The sequence below is a fragment of the Paenibacillus senegalensis JC66 genome, assembly GCF_000285515.1.
GTDB lineage: Bacteria > Bacillota > Bacilli > Paenibacillales > NBRC-103111 > Paenibacillus_L > Paenibacillus_L senegalensis.
In genome coordinates this window covers 414778-424251 of record NZ_HE610961.1, presented here as the reverse complement: position 1 = coordinate 424251, position 9474 = coordinate 414778, and the positions used below count along the sequence as shown (strand labels likewise).

Here is a 9474-nt window from a genome sequence, read left to right as displayed (position 1 = left end):
TTATGAAAATGTACATGAGCCAGTGCATTCGATAGCTTGTCTATAACTGGCCATGATTTATGTTACCCGTTTCCAGCCCGGCTGAACCCGCCTGGGTTGGACATCCGATAGAATATGGACATCCGATAGAAAATGGACACCCGACAGAAAATGGACATCCGATGGAAGTGGATAACAGATTTCAGTTTGGAGGTCATGTGTAAAAGAGCCTATGCCGATAATAGAAAAGAGTATATATAGAAAAGAGTATATATAGAAAAGAGTATAATAGCAAAGGGAAGATTCTTGTTTAATCGTCGTCAATACCGAAGCAGATATACTAGTCTTCCCGGTTTAATGTTATCAAACGTCAGGATTGCAGAATGTCATGATCGACATATCTTTCACCGTTTAATTCGCTAATGACGTTAATAGCCACCTTGGCTCCGTCCCCTGCTGTTATGATCGCGTGAACACTGACTCCGGCATTGGTGCCTGCTGCCCAGATACCCGGTACATTCGTTCTTCCATCGCGGTCGGATTTTAAGATCGTTTTAATTCTGGGTTCAGTTCCTTCGGCGGTTTCCACACCGGCTTTCTCAGCAATGCCCAGAGACAACCCCGTGGCGAGAATTACGTGTTTGGCTTCAATGCGACCGTTGTTTTCTGTTTCGATAGCGAATCCTTCACCCGCTTTTTCCAGATTAACGGCGGTATCCTCCAAAAGCTCAGCCCCGAGGCGCACGGCTTGCTTTTTCCCTATTTCAATCAAGTCGGGACCGGAAATTTCGCTAATGCCATAGAAATTTTCAAGCCATGCGCGTTTGGTTAAGCCTTTGTCGTTGTCAATCACAACGGTTTTTTTGCCAGCCTTGGCTGTAAAAATAGCTGCACTGGCACCAGCAGGTCCTGCTCCAATAATTGCAATATCATACATGGGAATGCCTCCATTCATAAGTATTTTGCGAATATGAAACTCCTGTAAAATGCGAAAGATGAAGCTCCTGTGAAGGGCAGATCTGTTACCTGTGAAGGACAGATCCGTTTCCTGTAAGGGATAGATCCGTTAATAGGGTATCTATTTCGACATCTTTTGTTTCGATTCCTGCCCGTGAAGCCATTCAGCAGTCAATAAAAATGCTGAAGCTTTATAAAGGTCTGCAGGAGAATGGTTCAGGATAAAGGAGGTAAGCCGTATTTGATCTGAACAATCTTTATGGTCTGTAGTTCAAGAAGTACAATAAAAGAAAATAAATGAACAAAAAAGTATCACCATCTCTAAAAATGAGGTATTATTTAATTATTGAATATTTCAAAAAGTGAAGTAAAAGTTAAAAAATTTTTTATCGAAAGTTTGAAACCTATAACTATGTATTACGTAAATAGTATAGGATAAACGTATAAGCACATAATCCGCCTCAAACTGTGCTAATTTCAGTTTTAGTTTCCTTCTATATTGCCGCTGCTGTTGATTCTGACGTATTCCCTAGGTTGGAATTCGTTGGTTTCCAGTAAACGGACGCCCTCAGGATGAAGCCAGATCTGCTCTTGTATCTGCGCTTCTTGAATCGCTTGCTGACTCTGCCAGCCCCAAAGCAGCAGAACGGCGAAAATCGTCAGACAAACAGCCGATTTCTTAATAAGCATAGAGACTCACCTCATCTGTTAGCATGTCCCTTATCCTTTGCTGTTTATACTTGTTCCTCTTGAAAACAATACTCTTGAAGAGCCCGTATGGACTTTTGCAAGGAAAGATAGCCGGTAGCAGACGAGGATGACATCAACTCCATTCGCAGCTTGTGAAGCTTATTGTGCTTAAGAATGCTCAGTTCTTCGAAAAGCGCAGTGTGAGGATGATAAACGGCTTGTCCGTAACTTGAGCTGCATGGCTTCCTTGGTCTCTTGTTTTGGCGGGAATGGTTGAAGGCTATATAGTAGGGAAATGCTATAGATATATTTTTCATCTAGATGGGGGTATGACGGTTGTCTTTGCTTCATTTTGCAATTCTAATCCCTTTTGTTGTTGCCGCCGCCGCACCGTTGTTTTACAAATATATACCTAAGGTACACACCGGATGGTTTGTCCTGCCTGTTCCGTTGTACTTGTTTGTGTATTTTCTTATGCAATTGTCGACAGTGCGGACAGGAGACGGCGTTCAGGCTACGGTGCCTTGGATTCCGTCTTTGGATATTGCCTTCACTGTGGTGTTGGACGGATTAAGCCTGATTTTTGCTTTGCTGATTACCGGAATCGGCGCATTAGTTGTTCTTTATTCCATTTATTACCTGGATAAAGACAAAGAAGCCATCCATCGCTTCTATTTGTACCTTTTGCTGTTCATGGGAGCGATGCTTGGCGTAGTGCTGTCGGATAATTTGGTGGTCTTGTACGGGTTCTGGGAGCTGACCAGCCTGTCCTCGTTCCTGCTGATTGCGTTCTGGTACCGCCGGACCAAATCCCGTTATGGGGCACAAAAATCGATGCTCATTACGGTGTTTGGCGGCTTTGCCATGCTGGCAGGAATTATTCTGCTGTATCTGATGACGGGCACTTTCAGTATTAGAGAAATCATTGCCCAGGCGGGTGCTTTACCGGGGCAGGATTTATTCTTGCCGGCTATGATTCTGCTCTTGATTGGAGCATTCACCAAGTCTGCACAGTTTCCGTTTCATATTTGGCTCCCCGATGCTATGGAAGCCCCAACCCCTGTCAGTTCTTATTTGCATTCCGCTACGATGGTCAAAGCAGGCCTGTACTTAGTGGCCAGGCTGACACCCGTCTTTGGAGGAGCCGCTGAATGGTTCTGGCTCGTATCCGCTGTGGGGCTGCTTACTTTGTTATGGGGCTCTGTTTCGGCAATTCGCCATACAGACTTAAAGGCCATTCTGGCATTTTCTACGATCAGCCAGCTGGGCTTGATTATGACCTTGCTCGGACTAGGCTCCGCTGCTCTCTATTATGGGATTGGCGATGCCGGCAATGTATATGTGATAGCGATTACGGCTGCTGTCTTCCATTTGATCAATCACGCGACGTTCAAAGGCGCGCTGTTTATGGTTGTCGGTATTGTAGACCATGAGACCGGAACACGGGATATCCGTTATCTTGGAGGCCTGATGACGCTGATGCCGGTTTCCTTTACGATGGCATTGATCGGCACCTTCTCGATGGCAGGCATTCCGCCCTTCAATGGCTTCCTCAGTAAAGAGATGTTTTTCACCGCTGTCCTGCACGCTTCGCAGATGGATTTCTTCAGCATGCAGACTTGGGGAATACTCTTTCCGGTCCTTGCTTGGATAGCGAGTGTATTTACTTTTATTTACAGCATGATTATTGTATTCAAAACGTTCACAGGCAAATTCCAGCCGGACAAATTGGATAAAACCCCGCATGAAGCGCCTGTGGGCATGCTGATTTCCCCTGTTATTCTTGTGTCGCTTGTCGTTGTATTTGGACTATTTCCCAATATCCTCTCTTATACCTTGATTGAACCGGCTATGGCATCCATTTTGCCTTCTTTGCTTAGCCCAGGAGATTATTTTGAAGTAAAAATATCGATGTGGCACGGATGGCAGCCGGAATTATTCATGACGCTGGGGATTTTCATCCTAGGGACTTTATTGTATCTTTCCTTGCGTTCGTGGCGTTCCGTTTATCAGCTTATTCCTGAGAAGTGGTCTTTGAATCATTTATATGATAGCGGGCTGAAATTGCTGGAAAGGGGATCGCTGGGAATTACCAGAACCTATATGACCGGTTCTATCCGCCAGTACTTCGTCTATATATTCGGTTTTTTTGCAATCATTTTACTTTATTCTTTATTTAAGCTGGGGGCTTTCCAAATCACGGCCGATTCTTATGCGGAGATCTCTGTCTACGAGGTTTTGCTCTTGGCTGCGATGATTTTTGCGGCAGTAGCCATTCCATTTGTAAATTCGCGCTTGACCGCGATTATTTTGTTAGGGGCCGTAGGTTATCTGATGACAACATTTTTCGTTGTTCTGAGAGCGCCTGATCTCGCCCTGACCCAAATGATTGTGGAGACGGTGTCCGTTACTTTATTCCTGCTCTGTTTTTATCATTTACCTAAGCTCAAAAAGGAAATTTCCGCCCCCAAATTTAAAATAACGAACTTGATCATTTCGATTGGTGTAGGGGTAACCGTAACCTTGCTTGCCCTTTCCGCCAACGGCTCTAGGCTGTTTGATCCAATCGCAGATTTCTTTATAAAGGAAAGCTATAATTTAGCAGGCGGAAACAACATGGTTAACGTCATTCTTGCTGACTTTAGAGGCTTCGATACATGGCTTGAGGTTATGGTGCTGGGTGTTGCATCGCTTGGAATATACTCGCTGATCAAGCTGAGAATGGCCGAACCGCTGCCGCTGGAAGGAGGGTCCAAACGTGAAGATCAATGATGTCATTCTGCAAACGGCTGCTAAAATTGTTGTCTTTATCATTCTGACCTTCTCCATCTACTTGTTTTTTGCAGGTCATAACAATCCTGGCGGCGGATTTATCGGTGGACTAATGACGGCGGGCGGGCTGGTGCTTTTATGTCTGGCCTATGATACGAAAACCATTCGCAAAGTTCTTCCGGTCGATTTTCGTATCGTTACCGCCATCGGTTTGCTGGTGGCCACTTTAACCGGACTAGGCTCCTTTCTTTTTGGAGCGCCGTTCTTGAGCCATACTTTTGATTATTTCACCTTGCCTTTGCTCGGAAAGACCGAACTGGCTACAGCCACCTTGTTTGAAATTGGCGTATACCTGACGGTTGTAGGTGTCTCTATGACGATCATCTTGTCGATAGGGGAGGATCGTTAACTATGGAAATTTTGATGTCAATTGCGGTGGGTGTCCTTTTTGCAGTTGGGACCTATCTGATTTTGACGCGCAGTCTGATCCGCATTATTCTCGGAACCACACTGTTAACCCATGGCGTCCATCTTTTGCTGCTGACTATGGCCGGCCTAAAGACTGGTGGCGTTCCTCTGCTCGGTGAGCAGTTGACCAACTATACCGACCCATTGCCGCAGGCCTTGATCTTGACTTCTATTGTTATTAGTTTTGGTGTTACCTCATTCTTTTTTGTTCTTGCCTATAGAGCATACCAGGAGCTGGGCACCGACGATATGGAACAGTTAAGGGGAAGAGACGATGAGTAATTTAGTTGTACTGCCAATGTTAATCCCGCTGCTCACAGGTATTATCATTATCTTTTTTTACCGTACCCCTTCCATCCAGAGGATCATTGCGGGCGCTGGCGCGTTATTAAATATTGCCGTTTCCGCCTATTTGGTCCAGCGGGTTTATAATGAAGGAATTCTCACCTTGAACTTTGGAGGATGGATGCCTCCCTTCGGAATTTCCTTTGTTGCCGATATGTTTTCCGCATTGCTCGTTTTAACGACGAGCTTGGTCAGCACGGCGTGCTTGTTCTATGCTTTCAAAAGCATTGGGGAGGAGAAGGAAAGACACCATTTCTACGTGTTTTTTCAATTCGTGGTCGTTGGTGTCGTAGGCTCCTTTTTAACCGGAGATATTTTCAATCTGTTCGTTTGCTTTGAAGTTATGCTGATTGCCTCTTATGGCATGATTGTGCTGGGCGGTACGAAGCTTCAGCTTAGGGAATCGCTCAAATATATTCTCGTAAATGTTGTTTCTTCCGCTTTATTTGTCGGGGCAGTGGCTTACCTGTATGCCATTGTCGGCACCTTGAATTTTGCCCATATCTCGCAGAGGGTTGCTGAGGTGGGGCAACCGGGAATCTTGACGGTTTCTTCCCTAGTATTTCTGGTCATTTTCAGTGTGAAGGCTGGTCTGTTCCTGTTCTTCTGGCTGCCAGGCTCTTACAAAGCCCCTCCCGCCGTTGTTACAGCACTGTTCGGAGCCTTGCTGACAAAAGTCGGTATTTATGCGATTATCCGCATCTATACAATTATTTTCTATCATGATCAAGCCTTTACTCATACGATTATTGGCTGGATGGCAGCCGCAACCATAGTATTGGGAGCATTAGGCGCAGTAGCTTACCGCGATGTGCCGCGAATCCTTATTTACAATATTGTTATTGCTGTGGGCTTTATTATGATCGGTCTAGTTGTAGCTAACCAGCAAGCGCTGGAAGGAGCTATTTTTTACCTTATCCACGATATGATTGTTAAAGCGCTGCTCTTCTTGCTCGGAGGGATGATGATTACCGTTGCCGGTACGCCCCGCTTGGCGGAGATGGGAGGAATCATTAAGCGTTACCCTGCACTGGGCTGGATGTTCTTTATAGCCGCAATGGCTCTTGTCGGTGTTCCGCCGTTAAGCGGTTTTGTTGGCAAGCTATTGATCGTACAAGGCGGGTTCAGCGGTGGCTGGTATTGGCTGACGGCTATTGGGCTTGCTTCCAGCTTACTGATTCTTTACTCCATGATGAAAATTTTTATGAACGGCTTTTGGGGTGAGGAAAAGTACGCTGCCGAAGACGCTGAACCTGTTTCCTTGAAGGGGATGCTGGCACCGGCAGCTTGCCTGCTGACGATTTCGATTTTAATGGGGGTAGGAGCGGAATGGGTTTACCCTTATATCTCGCAAGCCGGTGAAGTGCTGCTTAATCCGCAGCTGTATATCGACGCAGTGCTAAAGGAGTAGATGCTTATGGCCTTTCAAATTGTGCTGAATATGCTCATTGCTGTAGTCTGGATGTTTCTCGTTAATGACTGGACGGTTAGTGGGTTAACCGTTGGGTACCTGATCGGGCTTTCCTTTATTTTCGTCTTGCGCAGATTTTTCCCGCAAAAATTTTATTTGCATCGTGTCTGGGCTGCCATTAAGCTGCTGTTCTTATTTTTGCGTGAACTGATCATGTCTAACGTGGCCGTCATTGGACAAATTCTCAGTCCCAAGCTCCATATGCGACCGGGAATTTTTGCACTGGCGATTGATTTGCGCTCGGATTGGGAAATTACATTGCTGGCAAATCTGTTGAATCTGACACCTGGAACACTGACTTTGGAAATATCCCCAAATCGCAGAACGCTCTACGTTCACGCTATGGACATCAACAATGTCGATACGGTGGTTCACCAAATCAAGTGGAAGTTTGAAAAGGCGATCATGGAGGTGACCCGCTAAGATGCTAGAAGGAATGTTAACCGCTGCCGCAATTATTCTATCGCTTTCCATATTGACCTGCATGTATCGTGTCATCAAAGGCCCCTCGATGCCGGACCGGATTATCGCATTGGATACGATTGGGATTAATATGATCGCTCTCGTTGCAGTTCTTTGCGTTCATATGAAAACCCAAGCTTTTTTGGAACTTATTCTAGTGGTAGGTATTCTTGCTTTCTTGGGCACGATAGCATTTGCCAAATATATCGAGAAAGGGGTTGTGTTGGAGCATGACAGAGATCATCCAGACGATCGGTGAGCCTGTAGTTGGAATTTTGATTTTGGTCGGGGCTATTCTAAGCGCGATCAGCAGCTTTGGCATCATCCGGCTGCCTGACGTATATCTGCGTGCCCATGCAGCCACCAAAAGCGCTACTCTTGCGGTACTATTTGTACTCGTTGGGGCTTTCCTCTACTTTCTGTGGTTTGCCGAGTATACCAGCGCTCGATTGCTGCTAGGTATCGTATTCGTTTTTATTACTGCTCCTGTAGCAGGGCATCTGCTGGGCAGAGCTGCTTATCGCAGAGGAGTCCCGTTATGGAAAAAGTCTATTTTGGATGAGCTGAAGGAAGCTCACTTATCCGAAGAGCATGCGGAAATGGCGGAAGCGGCAGGTGAAGCCCGGGCGGCTATGGTTGAGCAAAAGCTAAAAGAACAAATGAAGCTTCGCCGAAGATCGGGCTCGAACGGATAAATGAAGAAGACCTCCTAGGAGGTCTTCTTTTATTTGCTATGATTTATTATTCGGGCATTACCGGATCGTTATTCATTCCGCCATCCATTCCGCCATCCAAACCGCCGCCATCGATGCCGCCTCCGCCATTTTCAGCTGGCGGGGTATCCGGAGATGTGCCGTCAGGCTCACCACAACCAGTCAGTACCAGCATCATCGACATACAAATTGCTAACAAGAAAGTTCCAGCTTTTTTCATCTGTCTCTCCTCCTTAATCCTGTCTAAAAAAGTTTTTTTATAAATGCGCCCTGTTCTACATTACCCTGCGTAAACAGAAGTGAAACAGAATTTGTTGAAAAAAATTGAGCGGGGTATTCGGCATTAACCAGCCAAGTCCGTCCTGGCTGACTTTGAAAGGTAAATTCCCTTTGCTTATAAGCGTTTCTTTCATTAAACTTAAGGGAGGTTGCCGATTCTTCATCGGCATTTACATAAACCCTATAATTTCTTTAAAAAATGCTCACTTAGGAGAGGAGAAGAAGTCTGCCATGCAAAAAAGTGACGGTATGAATTATGCTCCAGAAGGAAAGGCGGCACCGGTTGTAGCCAGAGGGGATTTTGTTATAGCGGCTATCGGTCTGGATCACGGCCACATTAACGGAATGTGCAATGGATTGCTGGAGGCGGGGGCGGAACTGAAATGGGTATATGACCCTGATCCCCGGAAGGTAAAAGCCTTTACCGAGCGTTATCCTCAAGTAAGAGCAGCAGAAAGTGAAGAACAAGTATTGCAGGATCCGGAGGTACGCTTAGTTGCCGGCGCCAAAGTCCCGTCAGAAAGGTGCGCTTTGGGAATGAGAGTGATGGATCATGGAAAAGATTATTTTACAGACAAAGCACCCTTCACTACCTTGGAGCAGCTGGCTCAGGCGCGAGAGAAGGTTAAGGAAACGGGAAAAAAATATGCTGTCTATTATAGTGAAAGGCTGCACTCAGAAAGCTCGTTTTTCGCTGAGCAGCTGATCAAGGAAGGGCGAATTGGCCGCGTCCTGCAGGTGCTGGGATTGGGTCCTCACAGATTAAGAAAAGAGAGCCGTCCGGAGTGGTTCTTCAAAAAAGAGTCTTACGGTGGGATCCTGTGCGATATCGGCAGTCATCAGGTGGAGCAGTATTTAACCTTTTCGGGAGCAAAAGACGCACGCGTTGTTCATAGTAAGGTCGCAAACTACAACAACCCTGACCATCCGGAGCTTGAGGATTATGGTGATGCCACGTTGATAGGAGATAATGGGACAACCAACTATTTTCGCGTGGACTGGTTCACGCCTGATGGACTCGGAAGCTTCGGCGATGGACGAACTATTATTATGGGGACGGATGGGACCATTGAAATTCGCAAATACGTAGATGTGGCCAGAAGCTCTCAAGGAGATCATGTATATTTATTTGATCATAAGGGCGAGCAGCATTTTCCCGTTAAAGGCAAGGTAGGATACCCTTTCTTCGGAAAGCTCATCCTAGACTGCCTGCATCGTACCGAGGAAGCGATGACGCAGGAGCATGCCTTTAAAGCAGCGGAGTTATGTTTGATTGCCCAGCAGCAAGCTGTTAGAATTCAATAGCATGGAAGGTCCGGGAGCAGTCCTCGTCCTGCG

The 9474-nt window shown here is 46.1% G+C and carries 11 protein-coding genes; 8 read left to right on the top strand and 3 right to left on the bottom strand.

Features of this window, described 5'->3' with window-relative positions:
- Window positions 1-349 precede the first annotated feature (349 nt).
- Together PSHG_RS20495 and PSHG_RS20490 are read right to left on the bottom strand one after the other, a co-directional pair.
- The gene (locus PSHG_RS20495) at window positions 350-916 is read right to left on the bottom strand and encodes an FAD-dependent oxidoreductase (protein WP_010277060.1); all 567 of its coding nucleotides are present in this window, start codon (window positions 914-916) and stop codon (window positions 350-352) included.
- A gap of 503 nt (window positions 917-1419) precedes the next feature.
- Window positions 1420-1626, bottom strand: a complete 207-nt coding sequence (locus tag PSHG_RS20490; RefSeq protein ID WP_010277059.1) for a hypothetical protein — start codon at window positions 1624-1626, stop codon at window positions 1420-1422.
- 336 nt (window positions 1627-1962) lie between these two features.
- Here PSHG_RS20490 and PSHG_RS20485 point away from each other — a divergent pair, with 336 nt between their 5' ends.
- The 7 genes from PSHG_RS20485 to mnhG are packed head-to-tail and all read left to right on the top strand — an operon-like array spanning window position 1963 to window position 7839.
- A complete protein-coding gene (locus PSHG_RS20485) occupies window positions 1963-4398 on the top strand; it encodes a Na+/H+ antiporter subunit A (protein ID WP_010277057.1) in 2436 nt (811 codons plus the stop codon).
- Window positions 4385-4807, top strand: a complete 423-nt coding sequence (locus tag PSHG_RS31050) for a monovalent cation/H+ antiporter subunit B (protein ID WP_010277055.1) — start codon at window positions 4385-4387, stop codon at window positions 4805-4807. The genes PSHG_RS20485 and PSHG_RS31050 overlap by 14 nt, the downstream gene beginning before the upstream one ends.
- Before the next feature lie 2 nt (window positions 4808-4809).
- Window positions 4810-5148, top strand: a complete 339-nt coding sequence (locus tag PSHG_RS20475) for a Na(+)/H(+) antiporter subunit C (RefSeq protein ID WP_010277053.1) — start codon at window positions 4810-4812, stop codon at window positions 5146-5148.
- Entirely contained in the window at window positions 5141-6622 is a 1482-nt protein-coding gene (locus PSHG_RS20470) for a Na+/H+ antiporter subunit D (protein ID WP_010277050.1), read from the top strand. The genes PSHG_RS20475 and PSHG_RS20470 overlap by 8 nt, the downstream gene beginning before the upstream one ends.
- Before the next feature lie 6 nt (window positions 6623-6628).
- On the top strand, window positions 6629-7105 hold the full coding sequence (locus PSHG_RS20465; RefSeq protein WP_010277047.1) for a Na+/H+ antiporter subunit E: 477 nt from the start codon (window positions 6629-6631) through the stop codon (window positions 7103-7105).
- A 1-nt stretch (window position 7106) separates the two neighbouring features.
- Window positions 7107-7403, top strand: coding sequence for a Na(+)/H(+) antiporter subunit F1 (locus PSHG_RS20460; RefSeq protein ID WP_010277045.1), 297 nt, complete (start codon window positions 7107-7109; stop codon window positions 7401-7403).
- A complete protein-coding gene (gene mnhG / locus PSHG_RS20455) occupies window positions 7375-7839 on the top strand; it encodes a monovalent cation/H(+) antiporter subunit G (protein WP_010277043.1) in 465 nt (154 codons plus the stop codon). The genes PSHG_RS20460 and mnhG overlap by 29 nt, the downstream gene beginning before the upstream one ends.
- Window positions 7840-7885: 46 nt before the next feature.
- On the opposite strand, the gene PSHG_RS20450 is transcribed toward mnhG, so the two are convergent.
- Entirely contained in the window at window positions 7886-8077 is a 192-nt protein-coding gene (locus PSHG_RS20450; RefSeq protein ID WP_010277041.1) for a hypothetical protein, read from the bottom strand.
- Window positions 8078-8367: 290 nt separating this feature from the next.
- On the opposite strand from PSHG_RS20450, the gene PSHG_RS20445 reads away from it, so the two are divergent.
- A complete protein-coding gene (locus PSHG_RS20445; protein WP_010277038.1) occupies window positions 8368-9441 on the top strand; it encodes a Gfo/Idh/MocA family protein in 1074 nt (357 codons plus the stop codon).
- Window positions 9442-9474: the final 33 nt, after the last annotated feature.

Bases quoted from the DNA above. Each gene is read 5' to 3' on its own strand.
- PSHG_RS20495 (WP_010277060.1), bottom strand. From the start codon at position 916: ATGTATGATATTGCAATTATTGGAGCAGGACCTGCTGGTGCCAGTGCA.
- PSHG_RS20490 (WP_010277059.1), bottom strand. From the start codon at position 1,626: ATGCTTATTAAGAAATCGGCTGTTTGTCTGACGATTTTCGCCGTTCTG.
- PSHG_RS20475 (WP_010277053.1), top strand. From the start codon at position 4,810: ATGGAAATTTTGATGTCAATTGCGGTGGGTGTCCTTTTTGCAGTTGGG.
- PSHG_RS20470 (WP_010277050.1), top strand. From the start codon at position 5,141: ATGAGTAATTTAGTTGTACTGCCAATGTTAATCCCGCTGCTCACAGGT.
- PSHG_RS20465 (WP_010277047.1), top strand. From the start codon at position 6,629: ATGGCCTTTCAAATTGTGCTGAATATGCTCATTGCTGTAGTCTGGATG.
- PSHG_RS20460 (WP_010277045.1), top strand. From the start codon at position 7,107: ATGCTAGAAGGAATGTTAACCGCTGCCGCAATTATTCTATCGCTTTCC.
- mnhG (WP_010277043.1), top strand. From the start codon at position 7,375: ATGACAGAGATCATCCAGACGATCGGTGAGCCTGTAGTTGGAATTTTG.
- PSHG_RS20450 (WP_010277041.1), bottom strand. From the start codon at position 8,077: ATGAAAAAAGCTGGAACTTTCTTGTTAGCAATTTGTATGTCGATGATG.
- PSHG_RS20445 (WP_010277038.1), top strand. From the start codon at position 8,368: ATGCAAAAAAGTGACGGTATGAATTATGCTCCAGAAGGAAAGGCGGCA.